Raw genomic sequence first — 23,095 nt, 5'->3', positions numbered from 1 at the left:
TTGGCTTTGACGACCGTAATCATTGGTGCCGCTTGTCGGAATCGAACTGACGACCTACCGCTTACAAGGCGGTTGCTCTACCAACTGAGCTAAAGCGGCGCGGGGCGGATTATATCTGCTGTGCGCCGGGCATGGCACGCGCATCGGTAACTCATGGCATCCGGCATGGATTAAACTCGAATCATCATGAACATGTCTCCGCATGTCAGCGCGGTGCAACCAGTTGCCGCGGATGGAGACCCCCTGCCCGATGTCCGATACCGTCACGCCCGTGCCCGTTCCCGGTTCCTCCGCAAGCCGTCTGGCCGGGACCGATGCCGCGCCGATGACGGCTCGTCCGCTTAATGTGCTGCTGATCGAGGACTCCGAGGACGACGCGCTGCTGCTGCTGCACCGCTTCCGGGCGGCCGGCTACCAGGTGTGGTCGCAGCGGGTGGAAGACGAGCGGTCGCTGCGCGAGGCGCTGTCGTCGCGCACCTGGGATCTGGTGCTGTCCGACCACAACATGCCGCGCTTTTCGGCGATGGCGGCGCTGTCCATCCTGCAGAAGCTGGAACTCGACCTGCCCTTCATCATCGTTTCAGGGGTCATCGAGGAAGACATTGCGGTGTCGGCGATGCGTGCCGGCGCACATGACTATCTCAGCAAGGGCAAGCTCGACCGGCTGATTCCGGCGGTCGAACGCGAAATGCGCGAGGCGCGCAACCGGGCCGAGCGGCACAGCGCGCTCGACGCCGTACGCGACAGCGAGGCACGCTTTCGCGCGCTGGCGGCCAACATTCCCGGCATGGTGTTCCAACTGCTGCGGCATGAGGACGGCGGCTGGCGCTTCCTGTTCGTCAGCGAAGGCTGCCTCGCGCTGCTCGGTTTCAAGGCCGGTGAGCTGGTGGCCGCGCCGCGCCGCTTTCTCGACATGATCCTGCCGGACGACATGCCGGAACTCGACCGCGCGATGCATCTGTCGGCGCACACCCATGCCACGGTGAATTGGGACGGCCGCATCCGCCTGCCCGATGAGGACATCAAGTGGGTGAACCTGCGCTCGTCGCCGCGCGTGCTCGCATCCGGCGTACTGATCTGGGAAGGCATCGTTTCCAACATCACGCAGAGCAAGCTGACCGAACGTGAATTGCGCCAGTCGCGCGGCCAGCTGGCCGAGCTGTCATCGCACCTGCAGATCGCCAAGGAAGAGGAACGCGAACGCATTGCGCGCGACATCCACGACGAACTGGGCGGCCTGCTGGTGGCGCTGAAGTTCGAAGTGTCGCTGCTGGCGAACAAGACCGCGGCCGATCCTGACGCGATCAAGGCGCGCTCGGTCAGCATGGGCAAGCTGGTGGATGATGCGATCACCACGGTCGGGCGCATCGCACGCGAGCTGCGCCCGGGCATCCTGAAGGAATTCGGCCTGGCGCCGGCCGTCGAAAGCCATGCGGAGGATTTCTCCGCCCGTACCGGCCTGAAGTGCGAGTTGCTGTGCATCGACCACGACATCGACCCGGACGAGGAAACCGCCATCGCGCTGTTCCGTGTGTTCCAGGAGGCGCTGACCAATGTGTCCAAGCACGCCGGCGCGCACACCGTGGAAGTACGCCTGACCCAGGAGGACGACGACATCGTGCTCGAGGTGGGCGACGATGGCCGCGGCCTGGCGCCGGAAGACCTGAACAAGCCGAAATCATTCGGCCTGCGCGGCATCCGCGAACGCGTGGTGCACCTGAACGGACGTTTTGAAGCGAGCAGCCGCGAACATGGCGGTACCCGCCTGCTGCTGAGGGTGCCGGCCTGCCGCCGCACCGTACTGGAGTTCTCCCGATGAGCAGCATCCGTATACTTATTGCAGACGATCACGCCATCGTGCGCTCGGGGCTGCGCCAGATCCTGTCCGACAGCCCTGACCTGCTGGTCACCGGCGAGGCGGAAAACGGTGTTGAAGCGATGCACAAGCTGCGCGACGGCAGTTTCGACCTGGTGCTGATGGATGTTTCGATGCCTGACCGAAACGGTATCGACACACTGAAGCTGGTGCGCAAGGAATTTCCGCGCCTGCCGGTGCTGGTGCTGTCGATGCACCCGGAGGACCAGTACGCGATCCGCGCGCTGAAAGCCGGCGCCTCCGGCTATCTGACCAAGCAGAGCGCTCCCGAACAGCTGGTCACCGCGATCCGTCAGGTCGCCAGCGGCAAGAAGTACGTTTCGCCCACGCTGGCGATGGAACTGGCCAATGCCATCACAGACGACGACGAGCGGCCGCCGCACGAGAAATTGTCCGACCGCGAATACCAGACACTGGTGATGATTTCCTCCGGCAAGACGCTGACGCAGATCGGCGAGGAACTGAGCCTCAGCGTCAAGACGGTCAGCGTCTATCGTGCACGTCTGCTGGAAAAGATGCGCATGAAGAACAACGCAGAGCTGACCCACTACGGCCTCAAGCACGGGCTCACCGACTGAGGTCGGCTGTCCGCCTGCCTCTCGCTGTGGAGTGTGGAATAACTTGCGGTTCCGCCCTAAAGCCCGTCGTCTGCGTGCCGTTGTATGCATTCGTTACGGACTGTGAATTGCCACTGAAATGTCTGACGCCATGCAGCCGCTGGAAATCGCCCGTGAAGCCTTGCGACGTCTCGCCATGCGTCAGCTTCAGCCCACACCGGAGAATTACCGGTCGCTCTATCACGAAATTGCCGGCACCAAGGCCGACGACCTGTTCCCGGAACGCGCGCTGAAGCTGGTCTGCAGCACCCTGCCCCGCCTCAATCAATCGCAGATCGAATTCGTCGAACGGCTCGAAAGCGCTGTCGTCAGCCGCAGCTGGTCGGCGATCAGCGGATCGCTGGTTGGCCTGCTGCGCGCCCAGGCGGCGCCTCAGCGCAAATGGACGGCGCTGCTCAAGGACCTGTTCAAGCAATTCGAACGCAATCACGACTCGATCACCTACGCACAGAAGCAGGTGGCCATCCAGCAGGTGCTCGATTCGTCCAGCGGCGAACTCGACGCCCTTTACGCGCGGCTGAGCAAGCTTGCCGACAACTGGGAATCGTGCGAGAGCAGTGGTGCATCCGCTGCCGAGCATCATGGCCATGGCGCCCACAATAACGTTTCTGCGCTGGACAACAGTGATGCCGCGCTGCGCGACCTGTTCGCCAGCACGCTCGAAAGTGTGGTGGGCAGCCTGCTGATTTCGGCGCCCGAAGTGCGCGATGAAGCCCTTATGCTGGGCCAGGCGTTGCGCGACGTGCGCGACATGAGCGGCGTCGATGATCTGGCGTCCAAGTTGCGCAACCTTGTCTATCGCCTGAATTGGGTGGTCGACGATCAGGCCGAAATCCGCGCCGGTCTGTTGTCGCTGCTTGACCTGCTGCTGAAGAATATCGGCGAACTGGTTCTGGACGACCGCTGGATGCGCGGTCAGATCGATTCGCTGCGCGCGTTGTGCGATCACCCGCTGACCGCGCGCGAACTGGATGAAGTGGAGCGCAGGCTGCGCGAAGTGATCGAGCGTCAGGGCTCGCTGCGCGGCAACATCGACGACGCGAAGCACCAGATCAAGCTGATGCTGGCGGGTTTCGTAGAACAGCTAGGCAGCTTCACCGAAGCCACATCGGGCTTCGGTGAAAAAATGGAAGGCTATGCTGAAACGATCGCTGCCGCCGACGACATCGGTTCGCTGCAGGACGTCATCGCCGAAGTGATCGCCGCCACGCATTCCATGCGTGCCACGACAGAAAAGTCGCGTGCCGAGGTCGACAACATGCGTGACCGCGTGCGTGCGGCAGAAAACGAAATCCAGCGCCTGCAGGTTGAACTGGAACAGACCAGCGAAAAAATGCGCCACGACCCGCTGACCGGCGCACTCAATCGCAAGGGGCTGGAAGAGTCGTACGCCAAGGAAGTGTCGCGCGCCGCTCGGCGCGGTTCAATGTTGTGCCTTGCCGTTCTGGATATCGACAACTTCAAGCGGCTCAACGATACCTACGGTCACAACACCGGCGACGAGGCACTGCTGCACCTGGTCGGCACGGTACGCGACTGCCTGCGTCCGCACGACACGCTTTCGCGCTATGGCGGTGAGGAGTTCGTCATATTGTTGCCGGAAACCTCGGTCGAGGATTCGGTCATCGTGCTGCAGCGCCTGCAGCGTGAACTGACCAAACGCTATTTCCTGGCCAACAACGACAAGCTGTTGATCACCTTCAGTGCAGGCGTCACCGTAGTCGGCCAGGAAGAACCGCAGACTTCGGCGATCGAGCGCGCTGACGTGGCCATGTATCAGGCCAAGGCCACCGGCAAGAATCGCGTGGTCATCGCACCCGAACAGCCGATCGCCGCGTGAGCCGGGCCGGCAGTCGCCGCGCCCGTCGTCGGTTCCCTGTTGCCGACAACATTCAATCGTGATTTGCGCCGGGGGCTGCCGGTGCTGGCGGCCCTTCCTGATCCGGAGGCAAGCGCGCGCGGCGTCAAACCATCTGCGAAGTGCAATCGGTTCCCGAATATCAAGGTTCGCAATCTTCACGCACCCGGTCAGCGCCTGACCAGACATCGCTGCCATCAGCGCTTTCAATGCGGACGTGACGTGTGATCGACGCTGGATTGTTGGGCATCGCCTGCGGCTCACCCCAACCTACGAGTGCTTTTCACGGCGGCGGTGCGGTCGGCAGTGCGTAGGTTGGGATGAGCCGCAGGCGATACCCAACGTAAACCCTGCCCGTCACGCACCACGGCGGCCACTGAGCGGCCCCTCAGCAGCCACTCACAGCCTGCTCCGCTGACATTCCGTAACAGTCCTGAGCAGGTCCGTCACGATGACCGGAGCACAAATCGGGCCGACCTTGCAGGCAAAAGAGATTGCAGCGGCAACCTGACGTGAGCATGAACGCCCGTACATGCCGCAAGGGCAAGCCATTTCGTATCGGCAGCCGCCTGAAAGCCAAGACGACAAAGGCTTTCATTAAGGTGCCCCGCTAAAGTTTGCAGCGGCAACTCCGTTACTTGAAACATCGGCGACATCAACAGCGGGCCATGCAGCCCGGAGCGCCGTAACTACACACTACTTCGTGACAGGAGAAATAAAATGCCGCAAACCATCAACACCAACGTGCCGTCGCTTACCGCGCAGCGCAACCTGAACTCTTCGCAGAGCTCGCTCGCCACTTCGCTGCAGCGCCTGTCATCGGGCCTGCGCATCAACAGCGCCAAGGACGACGCCGCCGGCCTCGCCATCTCGGAACGCATGACGTCCCAGGTGCGCGGTCTGAACCAGGCTGTGCGCAACGCCAACGACGCGATTTCGCTGACGCAAACCGCCGAAGGCGCGATGGGCTCGATCACCGAAGGTCTGCAGCGCATGCGTGAATTGTCGGTTCAGGCCGCCAATGATTCGAACAGCGCGAGCGACCGTCAGGCCCTGCAGCAGGAAGTCTCGCAGTTGCAGCAGGAAATCAACCGCGTCGCTTCGACGACCCAGTTCAACGGCAAGAACCTGCTCGATGGCTCGTTCTCCGGCCAGTACTTCCAGGTTGGTGCGAACGCCAACCAGTCGATCGGCATCAGCCTGAACAACACCAAGGCCACCAATATCGGTGCCAACACCGTCAGTGCCAACGGTACGCTGAACAACGCAGCCGCCCTTGCAGCCGGCGCTGGCGCCCGCGTCGCCAACACCGTCGTGGCAGCCGAGGATCTGACCGTGACCGGTTCGCTCGGCACCGCAGCGGTTGCCGTGAATCTCGCCGACTCGGCCAAGACCATCGCCGCGTCCGTCAATGCGCAGAGCGCCACGACCGGCGTCAGCGCAACGGCAGCGACCGAAGCCACGCTGAGCGGCCTGACAGCCACCGGTACCTACACCTTCACGCTGTTCGGCGAAAATTCGACCGGCGTCGCCGTGTCGGCCACGATCGGCAACACTGCCGATCTGAGTTCGCTCTCGACCGCGATCAACAACTACGCGGCTACCACCGGCATTACCGCCACGGTCAGCGGCGGTTCGGTCACGTTGAAGTCGGAAAACGGCGCGGACATCTCGCTCACCGACTTCGCCGGCGCCGGCGATATCAGCCTGCAGGGCCGCAACGCATTCACCAGCGCAACGGCCGGTGCTGCGGTTGTCCTGACGGGTGCAACCGCCACCACCGACTCCTCGACGGTCGGCGGTACGCTGAAGTTCTCGTCGTCGGACGCCTTCTCGGTCACCAGCGCTTCGGCCGGCGGCCTCTTCACTGCCACCACGGCAAACGCGAGCTCGCTGTCGGCGGTCTCTTCGATCAACGTGGGTACGCAAAGCGGTGCAAATTCCGCCATCGACGTCATCGACGCCGCGCTGCAGTCGATCAACACGCAACGCGCTTCGCTGGGTGCCATCCAGAATCGCGTGCAGAACACGATCAGCAACCTGCAGACCACGTCGGAAAATGTCAGCGCAGCCCGCAGCCGCATCCAGGATGCCGACTTCGCGATGGAAACCGCCAATCTGACCCGCTCGCAGATCCTTCAGCAAGCGGGTACGGCGATGCTGGCGCAAGCCAACTCGCTGCCGCAGAACGTGCTCAGCCTGCTCCGCGGCTAAGCAGCGGCAATTGAAAGAAACGGGGCACGGTTCGCCGTGCCCCGCTAACTGCAAGGGGAAATCGTCATGGCGATCCAGCCAGTCCCGAGTACCTCGCCACCGCTCACTCCGGCCCTCACGCAGAGCACCGGAGTGAATGTCGTGGTGTCCGCCAGTGTTCGTGAACAACCCGCGCAGAACACCTCGCTCACAAGCGAACAGATCGAACAGACGGTGAATGAAATCCGTCGCCAGATTCAGCCGGTGGACCAGAATTTGCTTTTCACGATTGACAAGGAAACAGGGAAAACAATCGTGAGACTCATCGATTCAAGCACCAAGGAAATCCTGCGTCAGATCCCGTCCGAGGAACTGATCGCGATTGCGCGCGCGCTCGGCAAGGGCCAGAGCGGTCTGATCGAGCGCAAGGCCTGAGGGGCTCGTCACCATGCCAATCTCTTCTGCAGGAATCGGCTCCGGGCTTGACGTTTCAGGCCTCGTATCGCAGTTGATGACACTCGAGCAGCGCCCCCTGACGCTGCTCGCGCAGAAGGAAGCCGGCGTACAGGCAAAGATTTCCGCCTACGGTTCCATCAAGGGTGCGCTGTCGTCCATCCAGTCTGCCGCTACCGCGCTGTCGAATGCGGCAACTTTTACCGCACGCAAGGCAGCCATCGGCAACGCCGACGTGGCAACAGTTGCCGGCACGCAAACGGCGGTTGCCGGCAACTACACACTTGAAGTCAATACGCTGGCCGAATCGCAAGTCGTTGCGTCCGGCCAGTTCGCCGACAGCACAGCCAGCGTCGGCAGCGGCACGCTCACGATACAACTGGGCAAATACGACGCCGGCACATTCACAGCCAACCCGGACAAGGCCGCCGTCAACATCACCATAGCCAGCGATGCGATGTCGCTGGCCGACGTACGCGACGCCATCAACGATGCCGATGCCGGTGTCACCGCCTCTCTCGTGAATGACGGCACCGGCCATCGCCTGGTGCTGCGCTCCGTCGATGGCGGTACTGAGAACACGGTGAAGATCACCGCCACCGACGACGACGGCAACAACACCGATGACGCGGGATTGTCGCGCCTGATCTACGACGCCTCGACCGGCGGTACTTCGCGCCTGTCGCAGATGATCCCGGCGTCCGACGCCACGCTGACGGTCAATGGCATCGCCATCACGTCGAGCACCAATACGCTCACCGATGCGATCGAGGGCGTGACGCTGAGTCTGAAGAAGACCAATGTCGGCGCCCCGACCGTGGTTTCGGTCACCAATGACATGAGCGTCGCCCGCAGCGGCGTCGAGCGTCTCGTCAAGGCCTACAACGATGCACTCGGCGTCATCAAGACGCAGACCAGCTACAACACGGAGACCAACCAGGCCGCCACGCTGAATGGCGAGAGCACGATGCTTGGATTGCGCAACCGCCTGAGTGCCCTGGTCGGCACCTCGATCGCCCCCGGCCTGAATCTTTCGTCCATCGGCGTATCGGTAGAGAAGGACGGCAAGCTGGCAATCGACACGACCAAACTCACGACTGCGCTCGACAACGGCAACGTCGAGAAGCTCTTCCGCGGCTTCGATGACGTCAAGGGCATGGGGAGCCGCCTGACCAGCCTGATGGACGACATGATCGATGCCGGCGGCCTTATTTCCAGCCGCACCGAAGGGTTGACCGCAGCCGCCAAGGCGTACCAGAAACGCGCCGAAGCGATGTCCGACCGCCTGTTGACGATCGAAGCGCGCTACCGCAAGCAATTCAGCGCCCTCGACACACTGATCAGCAACATGACGGCCACCAGCAACTATCTGACGCAACAACTGGCCAATCTGCCGACGATTTCGTCGAGCTGACGCACTGACCACGACCGGGAAAAAGGGACTTTCATGTTTGCATCGCTTTCTAATCCGCACATGGCTTACGCACAGGTCGGCATGGAAACCCGGGTGGCTGGAGCCGATCCGCACCTGCTGATCCTGATGCTGTTCGACGGCGCGCTGATGTCGGTATCCACGGCCAGCCACCAGATGGAAATGGGCGAAACGGCCGGCAAGGGCCTGTCGATTTCGCGCGCCATCGACATCATCGGCAACGGTCTCAAGGTGAGCCTGGATCTGGATGCCGGCGGCGAACTGGCGCAGCGGCTTTACGCGCTCTACGACTACATGTGCGCGCGCCTGCTGCATGCCAATGCCCACAACGACCGCGCAGCACTGGAAGAAGTCAGTCACCTGCTGGGCGAATTGAAGGATGCCTGGGAAGAAATCAGGCAGAAGCTGTCGCAAGGCGCGCCCATGTAGGCAAAAGCGGAAATTGCACGGTAATTACCACTTACATGTGCGACTCCGAACTGCTGCCCGCCTGTACGCTCATTGACTAACCGGTACCTCCTGCACGACGGCCCGACGACATGAATTCACTGCCCCTGCTCGAAGACATGCACCAGATCTCCAGTCACATGGTCGATGCCGCGCGCGCCAACGACTGGGACCGCCTGGTCACGCTCGAACTCGACGTGTTCGCGCTGCGCAAGCGCATCGCCGACAACGACGAAGAGGCGACTTCGCCCTCCGAGCGTGCCCGCAAGGTTGCGCTGATGAAACAGATACTCGCCCACGACGCCGAAGTGCGCCGCCACGTCGAACCCTGGATGGCCCAGGTCAAGGTGTTCCTCGGCAAGCTGCCGGCAGGCCGGGCCGAAAACGGCTGAACACATGAACAACCTGCTGCCGGGCATCTCGCAACGTCTTGCGGAACTGGCCCGCGGCTCGGTACAGGTCGCCGGTCCGGTCAGCCCGATCGGCGAACAGCTGCCTGAATTCCAGCCCGGCGAACGCTACACCGCCCAGATCATCCAGAACCTGCAGGACGGGCGCGCGCGCGCTCAGGTGGCCGGCCAGATGGTCACGCTGCAGCTGCCGCAGGGCGCGCGCGAAGGCAGCACGGTCACCCTCACGCACGTTGCGCGCAATGCGCAGACACTCATTGCCACGCTGGTCCCGGAGTCCGCGGCCGGCGAAACTGCCGATGTCAGCATCAGCCAGCCGGCGCGTGCGATCAGCGCCCTGCTCGACCGGCCCGCGCCACCACCGACTCGCCTGTCCGCCGGGCAAGCGCTGATTGATCCGGCGATGCTGCGCGCGAGCGCCAATGTGACCGATGCCGCTGCAACGCCACTTATCGCCGGCCGGCTGGCCAACGCGATCGGCCAGAGCGGCCTGTTCTACGAGTCGCACCAGGCGCAGTGGGTCAGCGGCGAGCGCACGATCGAATCCACAGAGCGCGAACCTCAGCGTGCCTTTGACCCCCCGATCCGTGCGACGCCAGCCACCCCGCAGCGCGCCGATACCGCAACGCTCGCACGGTCCGGCGCAGAATTCGCACAGGTCAGCGACGCACCCGCCCCGGAGCGGGCCGAGCCCGCGCGCGCAGATTCCGCAACGCCAGCCGAATTGCGACCGTTGGTGCACAACCAATTGCTGGGCCTGGCACAGCACTCGCTCGCCTGGGAAGGTCTTGCCTGGCCCGGGCAGATGATGAAGATCGAGATCGACGACCCGCGCGCCGACGGACGCGCCGACGAGGTTGCTGCAGAGGCAGACGCCGATGTACCCTGGACCTCGCGCCTGCGCCTGGTGCTGCCCGGTCTGGGGGAAGTCGAAACGTCACTTACGCTGTGGCGCGACCACGGTATCGCACTCAATTTTTCCAGTGATCCGGATGCGCGGCTGCGCATGGGTGGCGCCCTGCTGGAGCTGCAGCAGCGCATGAGCGACGCCGGACTGCGTCTGGGTCAGGTGACCTTCGTCGATGCAGCACCTGTCGTCGAAGGTGATATGACCGGGTCGGCCGAGGACAACACGTCCGATCCCGCTGACGCGCAGGTGCTGGCATGACGCAATCTGCCCGCGCCCAGGCGGTCGCCATGGCGTACGGTGCCGGTGATGCCGCGCCGCGCGTCGTGGCCAAGGGCAAAGGGCTGGTGGCCGACGAAATCATCCGGCGTGCACGGGAAGCCGGCGTCTTCGTACATGAATCGCGTGAAATGGTCGCGCTGCTGATGGGGCTCGATCTAGACCAGCGCATCCCGCCCGAACTGTATGTCGCCGTAGCCGAACTGCTGGCGTGGATCTATCGTGTCGAAAAGGGGCTGAACGCCGCTCCGCCATCAACCATCAGGGCGCCTGCCTGACCTACCCTACAACGCACCGCCGCAGTCCTGCGCAAGCAGACGCGGCACACCGACAGGACGCATTCCATGACCGAGGACATCCGGTTCGATCTGCTAGAAGCCGACGACTTCGCCCGCTACGTGCTGGACGGCACGACCGACATCTTGTTCTACCTGCGCGCGATCAAGGACCAGAAGGCCAACATCTCGGTCTATGCCGGCCGTTCGAACGAATCCTTTCTGACGGCTGTACTGGACATCGACGAAGCGCGCGGTGCCGTGGTGTTCGATGCGCCGCGTGACGAGAAACACCTCGAAAGGGCGCTCAAGTCCTCACCCCTCGTCTGCCTCACCTCGCTGGAAAAGGTGAAGGTGCAATTCATGGTGCCGCGCTGCCGCGAAGTCGATTTCGAGGGTGGCCGGGCGCTGGAGATTCCGCTGCCGACGCGCATGCTGCGCCTGCAGCGGCGTGACTACTATCGCCTCATCGTGCCGCCCAATCCGCGCCTGCGCTGCCTGATCCCGACCGGTGACGGCAACGGACGCATGACAGAGGCAAACATCGTGGACATTTCGGGCGGAGGCCTGGCCGTCGTGGCGCCGCCGAGCAGTCTGAATCTGTCGGTCGACAGCCTGATCGACCAGTGCCAGATTATGCTGCCCGAATTGGGCACCATCACCGCCACGCTGCAGGTGCGGAACATGTTCCGCGTCACCGAGCGCAGCGGCAGCGAGTTGCGCGCGGGTTGCCAGTTCATCGGCCTGCCGGCCACCGCCGATGCCTTGATCCAGCGTTACATCCTGCGCATCGAGCAGGAGCGTACAAGTGCGCGAGGCGTCGAGTAACGTGGTCTAGACATGTGAATTCACGCCGTATTGAAGATCGTTAGGTTGCTGACTGCAACCAATACGTTCGCTGGGGTCTTACGATGATGGAAGAGGCAGTGCCATCCACGATTGAGACCACGAGGCAATTGACATGGTGAACGACCTGCAGACGCTGTTGCCTCACGGCTACTGTTTTTCCTGGCAGAAGGATCTGCTGCTGCTGCACGTAGTGGCCAACGTGCTCATCGTCCTCGCCTACTTTTCGATACCCATCACGTTGTGGTCCTTCGTCCGCCGTCGCGAGGACCTGAGTTTCGGACCGATCTTCGTGATGTTCGGCGTCTTCATCATGGCCTGCGGCCTGACCCACGTGATGGACATCTGGACGCTGTGGTATCCGGATTTCTGGCTGGACGGCTGGCTGCGTCTTTTCACCGCAGGCGTGTCGATCGCAACCGCCATCATGCTGTGGCGGCTGATCCCGATCGCGCTGTCGCTGCCCAGTCCCGAATCGCTCAGCCGGGCCAACACCGAACTTAAGGCCGAGATCACCCGCCGCAAGCAGTACGAAGCCGAACTGCGCACGCTGAACAGCCAGATGAAGCAGCAGATCGATGAACTCGAATCGCTGTCGTACGCCATCTCTCATGACGTGCGCGGTCCGCTGCGGCACATCGAAGGGTTCGCCCGCGCGCTGGCCGACAAGCACCCGGCACCGCCTGACCACCCGGCTCAGCGCTACATCGAGCGCATCCGGGCATCAGTGCATCACCTGAGCGATATCGTCGAAGGCCTGCTCGCATTTTCACGCGCCAGCCGCACCGAGATGCGCCGCGAGCGTTGCGACATGAACACGCTGATCGCCGAAGTCGCCGAAGAGCTCGCCCCCGACATGGACCGCCGTGTCGTCGAGCTTAAAATCGGCGCGCTGCCGGATGTACAGGCCGATCCGAAGCTGCTCTACCAGGTTTTCTACAACCTGATGGCCAACGCAGTGAAGTATTCGCGCGACCGTGCGCCGGCAGTGATCGAAGTCGATTGCATCGACGACAGCGGCGACGACCTCGTTTTCCGTATCCGCGACAACGGCGCCGGTTTCGACATGCAATATGCAGGCAAACTGTTCGGCGTGTTCCAGCGTCTGCATCATTCGAGTGAATTCGAAGGCACCGGTATCGGACTGGCGAACGTGAAGCGCATCGTGGAGCGCCATGGTGGCCGCGTCTGGGCCACCGGCGAAACCAATGCAGGTGCCAGCTTCTTCGTCGCCTTGCCGCGGCGGATCCGTGCCGCAGCGGAGCGTTCTGCAAATCCCCTCACAGGAGCAAGCGATGTCCCTGCACTTGCGTGACATTCTGGTTGTCGAAGACAACGTCAACGATGTCGAACTGATGCTGCTCAGCCTTGGAGAACTCAAGCTCGCCAACGATATCGTCATCGTTCGCGACGGGGTCGAGGGGCTGGACTACCTCTACAAGCGCGGCCGCTTCGCCGCGCGCGAGGGTGGCCAACCGCTGTTCATGATGCTCGACCTGAACATGCCGCGCATGGGCGGTATCGACATGCTGGTCGAAATGCGCCGCGACGACAGCCTGCGCACCCTTCCGGTAGTGATCATGACCTCTTCGCGCGAAGATCCGGACCTGCGCCGCTGCTACGACCTGGGCATCAACGCCTACGTTGTGAAACCGGTGGATTTCGACCAGTTTTCGCGCACTGTGACCAACCTGGGCGTTTTCTGGGCGCTGATCAACGAGCCGCCACCGCGGATCTGAACCTTCGGATCAACCACCCATACGGCTGATCAAGAACGATTTTTCCCCGTCGCAGATTTTTGTGCCACGAAACATGAAAGTTCTGTGACGCCTGCATCCGTTTTGGCCTCTGCCGAGTAGAGGGAATGACGACGCGCTCTCGAGTTGCGGTCCCGTCCATTTCCCCAACCATTTTCTTCGGAGAGGTCAGACATGTACGAAAAAACCCGGAAGTACAGAACATCCCTTCTGGCAGCGGCATCCACCGTCGCGCTCGCCCTTGCAACGCCGGCCAGTGCTGCCGAATTCATCGGTCTGACGACCGGCAATGAAATCGGCATGATCAGCAGCAGCAACAGTTCGGCCGCCACCTTCACGTCGATCACCGGCCTCGGCGCCGGCGAACGCATCCTCGGCATCGATCTGCGCCCCAGCAACAACATGGTGTATGGCGTCAGCAGCCTGAACCGCATCTATACGCTTGACGTGTCGAGCGGCATGGCCACCTTCATGGCGGCACTCGACACCCCGCTGGTCAACCCGTCACTGTCCTACGGCATCGACTTCAATCCGGTGGCCGATTTCGCCGGAGCAGGGTCGTTGCGTTACGTCAGCAACGTCGGTCAGAATCTGGCGATCAACGTCGATACGGGTGTCGTCGGCAATGCCGCCAGCGTCGTCCCGTCCGGCTTCAGCGCCGTCGCCTACACCAACTCGGACGCCTCGGCGATGAGTGGCCCGGCATCGACTGCGCTGTACTACCTGAACACCACGACCGATACGCTCCACCTCGCACCGACCGCGTTCAACGCGCCGACCATCACGACCGTCGGATCACTCGGCATTTCGGGCAACGTGATCGGCGCCAACGGTTTCGAAATCGACGCCAGCGGCATGGGCTGGGCGGCACTGACGCTGGACAACGGCGACAGCGGTCTTTACTCGATCGACCTCGGCACCGGTCTGGCGACCTTCAATGGCGCACTGAACGCCAACCTGCGCGGCTTCACGTCTGCATCCTTCATGGCGCCGGTTCCGGAACCCGAAACCTGGGGCATGCTGCTGTCGGGTCTCGGTCTTATCGGCCTGATGGCGCGCCGCCGCATGCGCAAGGCCTGAGCACGCAGCACCTCGCGCGGGCTTCGGTTCGCGCGAACTTCAGGGGCTTCGCGCCGCAGGGTGCGAAGCCCTTTTCTCGTCCTTGCTCGACAAAGGGCACCGCCTGACCGGATCAGCCGAGCAGCAGATCGAAAAAGTCAACCGAAACGACCTTGCGCGCCACCGGTGCCGGCGGGCGCGGCCAAAGTCGCAGCAAGGCGCCCCGATCCGGCGAAAGGCGCTGTTCGAACTGCACGAAATGCTGGCCGTTGATCCGGTTGTATTCGCTCTGGAAGGCCGCCAGGTAGGCATCCGGCGTCAGTCCGCGGGTGGTGCCATTCAGCAGGTTTTCGATGCACAGCGCGGACAGCCGCGCGAATGCGGTCAACCTGCCGACCTCGGCAGCCGCGTCGTGATGGCCGTCGGTATCGAGCGTCCATTGTTTGCGCTCGAGCACTTGGGCGTAGGCGACCGCAGCGTCTCGCACGGGCTGCAGTCCGGTGACGCCCATCGGGTAGGCATCGTGATGCAGACGCGCCTGAGCGATGTCGATCAGCGTTTCGCGGAATCGCTTGTAGCGGTCGAACACCACCGTCACGTAGAGCGACAGCAGCGTGCCCAACAGGATGCCGAGCAGCGCGCCGGATGCATCCTTGCCCCATCGGACCCAGACACGTTCATCCGGTGGCAGGCCGGGAACACGATCAGGCGGCGAGGCACAGACGATCTGCGGCGGCGGACAGGCCGGGCAGCCGTCGGTCGGCGGACAGACCGCGCCGGGATCGACCACGGGCTCGGGCGCAGCGGAAGCCACGACGATCGCGGCGAACGATATGGTCGCCGCAACGTCCGCTACATCAGCGTGCGCGACGCCTTCCAGCCAAAGCGAACAGGCCACGGCTGCAACGCGGCACGCCCGCTGCACCTTCACACGACCCGCCACCGGATCCATGTGCCCACAGCCCGGTGGTCAGTCGAGCACATAGGTTTCATCCTGTTCGGGCACCACGGCAGACCACCCCAGTTCGTGCTCGAGCTTCTGGCGCAGGCTGTCCGCCGCAGCTGCCTCGCCGTGCGTCACGAATACACGGCGCGGCACGCGCCCGACCGGGCGCAGCCAGTCAAGAATCTCGCGGTAGTCGGCATGCGCCGACAAGCCGTCAACCTTGGCCACTTCGCAAGCGATCGGCGCATCGCGGCCGAAGATGCGCAGGCTGCGCGAGCCCTTCAGCAGCGCATCGCCGCGCGTGCCTTCGGCCTGGTATCCGGCGATCACGACCGTGTTGCGCGGGTCGGCGCCAAACGCCAGCAGGTGATGCAGGATGCGGCCGCCATTGAGCATGCCGGCGCCCGCGATGATCACCTTGGGATATCGGTTGCCCGACAGTGCTTCCGACTCCTCCGGCTTCCGGGTGAAGGTGACCGCGTCACGCATGCGGTCGCACGCCTGCTGGCTGAGCCGGTGCTCGTGGCGGTACTGTCGGAACACACCGGTTACGTCGATCGCCATCGGGCTGTCGAGAAATACCGGCAGGTCGGGAATGCGCCGTTCGTCGATCAGCGTGGCCAGCAGATGCATCAGTGTCTGGGCGCGGCCGACCGCGAATGACGGCAGCAGAACCGTGCCGCCGCGCGCCGCGGTGCGGCTGACGATGTCGGCCAGCGTGGCGAACGGGTCATGTTCGGGATGCAGGCGGTCGCCATAGGTCGACTCGACCACCAGCCAGTCGGTGTCGGGCAACGGTTCGGGAGCGTGCATCACCGGGTCGTCCGGTCGCCCGAGATCGCCGCTGAATGTGATGCGCTGCCCAGCGCACTCGATGCAGACGCTGGCCGCGCCGAGGATGTGCCCGGCACGCTGGAAGGTGACACGATAGGGGCCGATCGTGAATGGCTCGCCGAAGCCCGTACTGCGCAGATGCGTCATCGCGTGGCGCGCGTCATCTGCCGTGTACAGTGGCTCGGCCGGATGGTGTTTGCTGTAGCCATACTTGTTGGCGTGACGCGCGTCCTCTTCCTGCAGATGGGCACTGTCCTCGAGCAGGATGTCCACCAGTTCCCGCGTGGCCGGCGTCGCCCACACCGGTCCGTCGAAGCCTTCGCGCATCAGCCGCGGCAGGTAGCCGGAGTGGTCGAGATGGGCATGCGTCAGCACAACGGCCGACAGCCCGGCCGCATCGACCGGAAATGGCTTCCAGTTGCGACTGCGGATGTTCTTCACGCCCTGGAACAGGCCGCAATCCACGAGCAGCGAGTGCCCCTCGTGCGTCAGCAGATAGCGCGAGCCGGTCACCGTACCGGCGGCGCCCAGAAATCGGATTTTCATCGTTGTCGTTCTCCCACCACGAGTGTAGGCCCCGATGGCGACAAGTGACAGGCGCGCCGGTCAGCCCGCTTGCGGAAGATTCCGGACAATGCGCCACAGCATGCCGTCGGCATCGAACAGCACGAAATCATTCAGTCACCGGGGACGGGCTTCGAGCGTGCCGATGGACACGCCGAAGCGGCGGGCGATATCGGCCGCTACGACATGCGCGTGCCAGGCCTCGCCGCCGGCACGGCCGCGCTGTGGGCCGGCTTCTGCATGCACTGCTGGCACTGCGCCGCCGCTGACAGGCGAAAAAAAACCGGCCAAGGGCCGGTTTTGCCTGCGTGATCCGATCGATCAGACCGGCATGTTCATGATGTCCTGGTAGGCATTCACCAGCTTGTTCCGCACCTGCACCATCTGCTGGAAAGACAGGCTGGCTTTTTGCGACGCGATCATCACGTCCTGCAGATTCGCTTCGGAGGTGCCGGTGATGAAGCCTTCCGACATCTGCTTCGCTTGCGCCTGAGCCGCATTGACCTGTTCGATCGCATTCTTCAGCGCGTCACCGAAGTCGGCCCCCGAATCGGCGCCTGCCTGGGCGGCAGGCTTGCCGGCGGCGACCTGCGCAGTGGAGCGCAGTTCGGTGATCATCTGGTTCAGGCTTGTATTCATGACATTCCTCCGTTGCAGTTCGGCTTAACTGCCCTGCGCTGCGCCGCAAGGCGGCAAAAAATGCCGCCCGCGAACCACCCATTCAGGGGTTTTGACCCGGTTGATGATTCATTAGCAAATCCCGCGCCAACACGCTGCAGGGGAAGGTTCAACCTTCCCGCAGCAATCCATCTGCCTTGTAGCGCGCCAGTTTATACCGCAGCGTGCGCTCGGAAATACCCAGCTTCTCGATCGCCTTCTTGCGCGAGCCACCCACTGCTGCGAGCGTTTCGAGTATCAGGTCGCGCTCCATGTCACGCACCGACCTCACCTTCAACGGCGCGTCAGGCGTGGCACTGGGCGGTGCATCGTTGGCCGCGGGCATCGGCATGACCGACTCCACGGCGGGAGCGGGTACCGCTACCGGACGCGACAGACCACGCTGGCCGCCAAGGATGATGTGCTCGGCTTCGATCAGGTCATCAGGCGCCATGATGGCGGCGCGCTGCACGGTGTTTTCCAGTTCGCGCACATTGCCGGGCCAGTCGTGACCGGCAAGGATTGCCGCTGCCGAATTGCCGAGCCTCAGCACGCGACCCTGCGCCTTCGCGCAGCCTGCGAGAAAGTGCCGGGCCAGCGGCACGATGTCGCCCGGGCGGTCGCGCAGCGATGGAATGCCGATCGGGAACACGTTCAGGCGGTAATACAGATCTTCGCGGAAGCGGCCGGCGCGCGCTTCGGCTTCCATGTCGCGGTTGCTGGTGGCCAGCACGCGGATGTCGAGCGGAATCGGCTTCTTGCCGCCGACCCGCTCCACCTCGCGCTCCTGCAGCACGCGCAGCATCTTGGCCTGCAGCGCCAGCGGCATTTCTGAAATTTCGTCCAGCAGCAGCGTGCCGCCATTGGCCTGTTCGAATTTGCCGGCCTGCGCAGCGGCGGCACCGGTGAACGCGCCCTTTTCGTAGCCGAACAGCGTCGCTTCGAGCAGGTTGTCGGGAATGGCGGCACAGTTGATCGCAATGAACGGCATGGCGGCGCGCGCCGACTGCTGGTGGATGTAGCGTGCAAACACCTCCTTGCCGGTGCCGGATTCGCCGGTCAGCAGCACGGTGGCTTCGGAGCGGGCGACCCGCGCCGCGAGACCGAGCACCTGCCGGGTGCGTGCGTCCTCGGCGACCATGTCGGCCGGCGTCACCACCGGTGCGGCATAGCGATCGATGTGGGCGAGCAGCACATCCGGCTCGAACGGCTTGAGCAGGAAATCGCAGGCGCCGGCGCGCATCGCGGCGACCGCCTTTTCGACGTCGCCGAAAGCCGTCATCAGCAGCACCGGCAGCGCGGCTTCGCGGGCGCGGATTTCGCGCAGCAGCGTCAGCCCGTCCATCGGCTGCATCTTCAGGTCGGTGATGACCAGATTCAGCGCGTGCTCGCCGGTATTGCGCTCGATCATGCGCAACGCCTGCGGGCCGTCGGCCGCACCGATCACGCGGTGGCCGGCACATTCGATGGCCAGACACAGCGCATCGCGCAGATTCGGTTCGTCCTCGACCACCAGGATGTTCAGCTTTTCGCTCATTGCAGCTTCTCCAGCACGTCTTCCGGGGCACCGCTGCCTGCCGTGATCGGCAGGCGCAGCGTGAATTGGCTGCCCGCGCCGGGCGCGGACACGCATTCGATGTCGCCGCCGTGCACGCGCGCCACACCGCGTGCAATCGCCAGCCCGAGTCCGGTTCCTTCATCACGGGTGGTGAAGAAGGGTTCGAACAGTCTTTCCTGAATCTCCGGCGCAATGCCTTGCCCGGTGTCGCGCACGGTGAAACCGAGGCGATTGCCATCGATGCCGACCGACAGGCAGACTTCACCTTCCTTGCCGCAGGCCTGCACCGCGTTTTCGAGCAGGCTGACCAGCGCGCTGGCAACCGCCTTGCGATCGCCCGACACCGTGCCGACTGCCGATGCGGCATCGACAATCAGTTCGACGCCAGCGGCACGCGCCACCGGCTCGATGGTGTGGCGCAACTCTTCAAGCAATCCTGCGATGTCGATCGCCTCGCGGCCAAGCACTTCGCCGCGCGCGAACATCAATGTGTCGCGGATCAGCCGCTCGAGATGGCGCAATCTGTCCTGCGCGCGCGACGCGATCGAACGCATGTCGGCAGGCGGCAGCTCACGGCCGATCAGCGTACCGACGTACAGCGTGGCGGCGGCCAGCGGTGTGCGCAGCTGATGCGCCAGCGACGCGGCCATTTCGCCCATCGCCGCAAGACGTTCGTTGCGGGCGGCGGCGATCTTGAGTGCGTGCTGGCGCGTCATGTCGTGCAGCAGCACGATGCGTGCGTTCTCGCCGGTCAGCGGCGCTTCGCTGACCGACAGCCGGCGATGTGCGCCCTCGCTGTCGGTGCAGTCCCATTCGGCGGGAGCGTCGGCCTGTACCAGCCGGCTGGTACAGGACGACCACGACTGCCCTGCCTGCGCGCCCACCATGTCGAACGCGACCGGGTTGGACTGTTCGATTTCGCCGGCGCCATCGACCACGACGACACCCGCCGGCAGCTGGTTCAGCAGGGTGGTCAGCCGGTCGGTCAGGCGCGCCTTCTGTTCATACTGGCGACGCAACTCGCCATTGGCCGCGGCCAGCTCTTCGGTCAAGCTGGCGACCTGACGTTCCAGCGTGCCGTAGGCTTCCGACAGCTCCGCCGACGCGGCATTGAACAAGCGGAAGGCTTCGGCCAGGCGTGCCGCTTCCTCCGGCGCAATGCGCGGCGCGTCCGCGGCAGTGGCGGTGGTGACGGCGGCAGTGGCAGCAGCGGGTTCGGCCATGTACGGAGCGCCGGCAGGCGCAGGAATTGATCGACCGTGCCAGCGTAGCAAGGCGCAGGCCACGTTTTCGGGCGGATCAGCCGCCCAAAAACCCGCCTTATCCGCGGAACGGCTCGCGCGAGGCACGCCGACAATCCGTCTCATCCTGCAAGGTCTGCCTGCCGCAGACCCTTCATCCGTTACCTGCGCGAGACGAAACATGGCCGCTGCAAACGCCGTACTTGATCCGAACACCTCCCTCGCCGGAGCAGCGACCCCGCTCGCGCTGGCCCAGCAGCGGCTGGCTGCCCTGCCGATGCAGAAGAAGATGGGACTGGCTGGCGGTCTCGCAATGGCGATCGCGCTGCTGGTCGGCCTCACGCTGTGGAGCAACAGCCCCAATTACGAAGTGCTGTTCTCCAACATCAACGACAAGGACGGCGGCGCCATCGTCGCGATGCTGCAGCAGCAGAACGTACCGTACAAATTTTCCGAAGGCGGTCACGCCATTCTGGTGCCGTCGCAGTTCGTCCACGATGCACGGTTGAAGCTCGCTGCCCAGGGCCTGCCGCGCGGTGGCTCGATCGGATTCGAGTTGATGGAAAAGCAGAAGATGGGGCAGTCGCAGTTTTCCGAGCAGGTGACCTACCAGCGCGCGCTGGAAGGTGAACTGGCGCAGACCATCGGCACCCTGGCGGCAGTGGACAGCGCCCGCGTGCATCTGGCCATTCCGAAGCAGAGCGCCTTCCTGCGCGACGACCAGAAGCCGTCGGCATCGGTGGTGCTCGGTCTGCTCGGCGGCCGCACGCTCAGCCCGGAACAGGTCGGAGGCATCGTGCATCTTGTCGCATCGAGCGTGCCGCAACTGGCTACCGAAAACGTGTCGGTGCTCGACCAGAACGGCAACCTCCTGTCGGGCAACCGCGACATGAAGGACGGCGCAACGCTCAACCCGACTCAGCTGAAGTACGTGAACGAGATCGAGGCATCCACCATCCGGCGCATCGAAGCCATGCTGGAGCCACTGATGGGACGCGGCAACTACCGCGTGCAGACCGCCGCCGACATCGATTTCAGCCAGACCGAACAGACGGCCGAAACCTACAAGCCGAACCCGACGCCGGACTCCGCGATCCGCAGCCAGCAGATGAGCGAATCGGTCAGCAACCAGCCTGCCGCCGGTGGCGTACCGGGTGCGCTGGCGAATCAACCGCCGACCCCGGCCACCGCACCGATCACCACCCCGCCAGCACCGGGAACGCCGGCTGCCGAGGGCGCACCTGGCGCCCCGCCGATGGTGCCGGTCAACACGCGCAAGGATTCGACGACCAATTTCGAACTGGACAAGACAGTGCAGCACGTGCGCCAGCCTACCGGCCAGATCCGCCGGCTTTCGGTGGCGGTGCTGGTGGCGCAGAAGGTGAAGACCGATGACAAGGGAAACGCCACGCCAGTGGCGCTGACCGACGACGAGCTCAAGCGCATCAACGACCTGACACGCGAGGCGATGGGCTTCAACGAAGCGCGCGGCGACACGCTGAACGTGGCATCGGCTCCCTTCACCGAAGTTCAGCAGGAAGTGATCGAAACGCCGATCTGGAAGGATCCGGAACTGACCGGCATGGCGGGCGACCTGCTGAAATACCTGCTGGTCGCCGGCGTCGCCGCCTACCTGTTGTTCGGTGTGCTCAAGCCGCTCGTGCGCACGCTGACCGAGCCGGTCGAGCGCGACGAGGACGACGTGCGCGACGTCACGCTGGACGCCGATGGCCAGCCGATAGCCCTGCCAGGCAGCGCGGCAGCACAGCTCGAACTGTCGCCTGAGGCGCGCGCAGCGCTCGATTTCGAAACCAAGCTCGAAGCGGCGCGCACGATGGCGAAGAATGATCCGAAGGCGATCGCGGAAGTGATCAAGCACTGGGTGAACGGCGATGAATGATGCTGGAATCGAACGTAGCGCCCTGCTTCTGGTGACGCTGGGCGAAGACGCCGCGGCCGAGGTGCTCAAGCATCTCGGGCCGCGCGAGGTGCAGAAGATCGGCACCGCGATGGCCGGGCTGCGCAATGTGCCCCGAGAGCGGGTGACCGAAGTGCTCGACCTGTTCGACGAAGCCACATCGGCCGGCAGCCGCGTTTCGGCCGACGAAACGCTGATACGCAACATGCTGACGAAGGCGCTCGGCGAGGAACGCGCCGGCCACCTGCTGTCGCGCATCCTGAACGACTCGGACACCGCCGGCATCGAAGGCCTGAAATGGCTGGACGCCGCCACCATCGCCAACCTGATCAAGAACGAACACCCGCAGATCATCGCCACCATCCTGACCCATCTGGAATTCGACCAGGCCGCCGAAGTGCTGAAACTGTTCTCGGAACGGCTGCGCAACGACGTCATCCTGCGCATCGCCACGCTGGACGGCGTGCAGCCGGTAGCACTGAAGGAGCTGAACGACGCGATGTCACGCGTGCTGGCGGGCTCGGCCAAGATGAAGAAGACCGCGCTCGGCGGCATCAAGGCAACCGCCGAAATACTGGGTTTTGTCGGCAGCGCGAATGAATCGGCCATCCTCGATGCGGTCAAGGAATACGACGCGGACCTGGCGCAGAAGATCGTCGATGAAATGTTCGTGTTCGAGAACCTGCTCGACATCGACGATCGCGGCATCCAGACCTTGCTGCGTGAAGTCAGCGGCGACCAGCTGGTACTGGCGCTGAAAGGCGCCTCGCCCGAATTGCGCGAGAAGATTTTCAAGAACATGTCGTCGCGCGCCGCCGAATCGCTGCGCGAAGACCTCGAGGGCCGTGGCCCGGTCAAGCTGTCCGAAGTCGAGGGCGAACAGAAGGAAATCCTGAAGATCGCACGCCGTCTGGCGGAAGAAGGCCAGATCGTCATGGGCGGCAAGGGCGGCGAGGAAATGCTGTGAT

General features: G+C 63.8%; 22 protein-coding genes and 1 tRNA gene. 17 read left to right on the top strand and 6 right to left on the bottom strand.

The window, feature by feature from the left end:
* Window positions 1–23: 23 nt before the first annotated feature.
* A tRNA-Thr gene (locus NMQ16_RS11310) sits at window positions 24–99 on the bottom strand.
* Between the two features lie 151 nt (window positions 100–250).
* Between NMQ16_RS11310 and NMQ16_RS11305 the strand changes: the two genes are divergently transcribed.
* The 14 genes from NMQ16_RS11305 (at window position 251) to NMQ16_RS11235 (ending at window position 14,430) form a co-directional block, all read left to right on the top strand.
* Window positions 251–1,819, top strand: coding sequence for an ATP-binding protein (locus tag NMQ16_RS11305; RefSeq protein ID WP_257080770.1), 1,569 nt, complete (start codon window positions 251–253; stop codon window positions 1,817–1,819).
* A complete protein-coding gene (locus tag NMQ16_RS11300; RefSeq protein ID WP_257080769.1) occupies window positions 1,816–2,454 on the top strand; it encodes a response regulator transcription factor in 639 nt (212 codons plus the stop codon). The genes NMQ16_RS11305 and NMQ16_RS11300 overlap by 4 nt, the downstream gene beginning before the upstream one ends.
* A gap of 118 nt (window positions 2,455–2,572) precedes the next feature.
* Window positions 2,573–4,333 carry a diguanylate cyclase gene (locus NMQ16_RS11295; protein WP_257080768.1) on the top strand — a complete coding sequence of 587 codons (1,761 nt, stop codon included), beginning with the start codon at window positions 2,573–2,575 and terminating at the stop codon, window positions 4,331–4,333.
* 738 nt (window positions 4,334–5,071) lie between these two features.
* Window positions 5,072–6,565, top strand: coding sequence for a flagellin (locus tag NMQ16_RS19260; RefSeq protein WP_306441800.1), 1,494 nt, complete (start codon window positions 5,072–5,074; stop codon window positions 6,563–6,565).
* 66 nt (window positions 6,566–6,631) lie between these two features.
* On the top strand, window positions 6,632–6,979 hold the full coding sequence (locus NMQ16_RS11280; protein WP_257080767.1) for a flagellar protein FlaG: 348 nt from the start codon (window positions 6,632–6,634) through the stop codon (window positions 6,977–6,979).
* Window positions 6,980–6,992: 13 nt separating this feature from the next.
* The gene (gene fliD, locus NMQ16_RS11275; RefSeq protein ID WP_257080766.1) at window positions 6,993–8,411 is read left to right on the top strand and encodes a flagellar filament capping protein FliD; all 1,419 of its coding nucleotides are present in this window, start codon (window positions 6,993–6,995) and stop codon (window positions 8,409–8,411) included.
* A 60-nt stretch (window positions 8,412–8,471) separates the two neighbouring features.
* Window positions 8,472–8,858, top strand: a complete 387-nt coding sequence (fliS, locus tag NMQ16_RS11270) for a flagellar export chaperone FliS (RefSeq protein ID WP_083224169.1) — start codon at window positions 8,472–8,474, stop codon at window positions 8,856–8,858.
* A 110-nt stretch (window positions 8,859–8,968) separates the two neighbouring features.
* Window positions 8,969–9,268, top strand: a complete 300-nt coding sequence (locus NMQ16_RS11265; protein WP_257080765.1) for a flagellar protein FliT — start codon at window positions 8,969–8,971, stop codon at window positions 9,266–9,268.
* Between the two features lie 4 nt (window positions 9,269–9,272).
* On the top strand, window positions 9,273–10,454 hold the full coding sequence (locus NMQ16_RS11260; RefSeq protein ID WP_257080764.1) for a flagellar hook-length control protein FliK: 1,182 nt from the start codon (window positions 9,273–9,275) through the stop codon (window positions 10,452–10,454).
* Entirely contained in the window at window positions 10,451–10,750 is a 300-nt protein-coding gene (locus NMQ16_RS11255) for an EscU/YscU/HrcU family type III secretion system export apparatus switch protein (protein ID WP_257080763.1), read from the top strand. The genes NMQ16_RS11260 and NMQ16_RS11255 overlap by 4 nt, the downstream gene beginning before the upstream one ends.
* Window positions 10,751–10,816: 66 nt before the next feature.
* A complete protein-coding gene (locus tag NMQ16_RS11250; RefSeq protein ID WP_257080762.1) occupies window positions 10,817–11,575 on the top strand; it encodes a flagellar brake protein in 759 nt (252 codons plus the stop codon).
* 133 nt (window positions 11,576–11,708) lie between these two features.
* Window positions 11,709–12,908 carry an ATP-binding protein gene (locus tag NMQ16_RS11245; protein ID WP_257080761.1) on the top strand — a complete coding sequence of 400 codons (1,200 nt, stop codon included), beginning with the start codon at window positions 11,709–11,711 and terminating at the stop codon, window positions 12,906–12,908.
* Entirely contained in the window at window positions 12,889–13,332 is a 444-nt protein-coding gene (locus NMQ16_RS11240; RefSeq protein WP_257080760.1) for a response regulator, read from the top strand. Before NMQ16_RS11245 ends, NMQ16_RS11240 begins: the two co-directional genes overlap by 20 nt.
* Before the next feature lie 192 nt (window positions 13,333–13,524).
* Window positions 13,525–14,430 (top strand): DUF4394 domain-containing protein, encoded by a 906-nt coding sequence (locus tag NMQ16_RS11235; protein ID WP_257080759.1) that lies wholly within the window; start codon window positions 13,525–13,527, stop codon window positions 14,428–14,430.
* 112 nt (window positions 14,431–14,542) lie between these two features.
* On the opposite strand, the gene NMQ16_RS11230 is transcribed toward NMQ16_RS11235, so the two are convergent.
* Together NMQ16_RS11230 and NMQ16_RS11225 are read right to left on the bottom strand one after the other, a co-directional pair.
* Window positions 14,543–15,361 (bottom strand): hypothetical protein, encoded by an 819-nt coding sequence (locus tag NMQ16_RS11230; RefSeq protein WP_257080758.1) that lies wholly within the window; start codon window positions 15,359–15,361, stop codon window positions 14,543–14,545.
* Between the two features lie 18 nt (window positions 15,362–15,379).
* Window positions 15,380–16,735, bottom strand: a complete 1,356-nt coding sequence (locus NMQ16_RS11225) for an MBL fold metallo-hydrolase RNA specificity domain-containing protein (RefSeq protein ID WP_257080757.1) — start codon at window positions 16,733–16,735, stop codon at window positions 15,380–15,382.
* Between the two features lie 69 nt (window positions 16,736–16,804).
* Here NMQ16_RS11225 and NMQ16_RS11220 point away from each other — a divergent pair, with 69 nt between their 5' ends.
* Window positions 16,805–17,065, top strand: coding sequence for a hypothetical protein (locus tag NMQ16_RS11220; RefSeq protein ID WP_257080756.1), 261 nt, complete (start codon window positions 16,805–16,807; stop codon window positions 17,063–17,065).
* Window positions 17,066–17,074: 9 nt separating this feature from the next.
* Here the strand turns inward: NMQ16_RS11220 and fliE are convergent, their stop codons facing one another.
* The 3 genes from fliE to NMQ16_RS11205 all read right to left on the bottom strand — a co-directional run bounded on the left by fliE (window position 17,075) and on the right by NMQ16_RS11205 (window position 20,191).
* On the bottom strand, window positions 17,075–17,392 hold the full coding sequence (fliE, locus tag NMQ16_RS11215; RefSeq protein WP_257080755.1) for a flagellar hook-basal body complex protein FliE: 318 nt from the start codon (window positions 17,390–17,392) through the stop codon (window positions 17,075–17,077).
* Between the two features lie 148 nt (window positions 17,393–17,540).
* On the bottom strand, window positions 17,541–18,947 hold the full coding sequence (locus NMQ16_RS11210) for a sigma-54 dependent transcriptional regulator (RefSeq protein WP_257080754.1): 1,407 nt from the start codon (window positions 18,945–18,947) through the stop codon (window positions 17,541–17,543).
* Entirely contained in the window at window positions 18,944–20,191 is a 1,248-nt protein-coding gene (locus tag NMQ16_RS11205; RefSeq protein ID WP_257080753.1) for a PAS domain-containing sensor histidine kinase, read from the bottom strand. Before NMQ16_RS11205 ends, NMQ16_RS11210 begins: the two co-directional genes overlap by 4 nt.
* A gap of 199 nt (window positions 20,192–20,390) precedes the next feature.
* Here NMQ16_RS11205 and fliF point away from each other — a divergent pair, with 199 nt between their 5' ends.
* The gene (fliF, locus tag NMQ16_RS11200) at window positions 20,391–22,109 is read left to right on the top strand and encodes a flagellar basal-body MS-ring/collar protein FliF (protein WP_257080752.1); all 1,719 of its coding nucleotides are present in this window, start codon (window positions 20,391–20,393) and stop codon (window positions 22,107–22,109) included.
* Entirely contained in the window at window positions 22,102–23,094 is a 993-nt protein-coding gene (gene fliG / locus NMQ16_RS11195) for a flagellar motor switch protein FliG (RefSeq protein ID WP_257080751.1), read from the top strand. Before fliF ends, fliG begins: the two co-directional genes overlap by 8 nt.
* Window position 23,095 lies beyond the last annotated feature (1 nt).

Origin of the sequence: Methyloversatilis sp. XJ19-49 (assembly GCF_024580145.1) — a bacterium.
Taxonomy (GTDB): domain Bacteria; phylum Pseudomonadota; class Gammaproteobacteria; order Burkholderiales; family Rhodocyclaceae; genus Methyloversatilis.
This window is presented reverse-complemented; position numbering and strand designations above follow the sequence as displayed.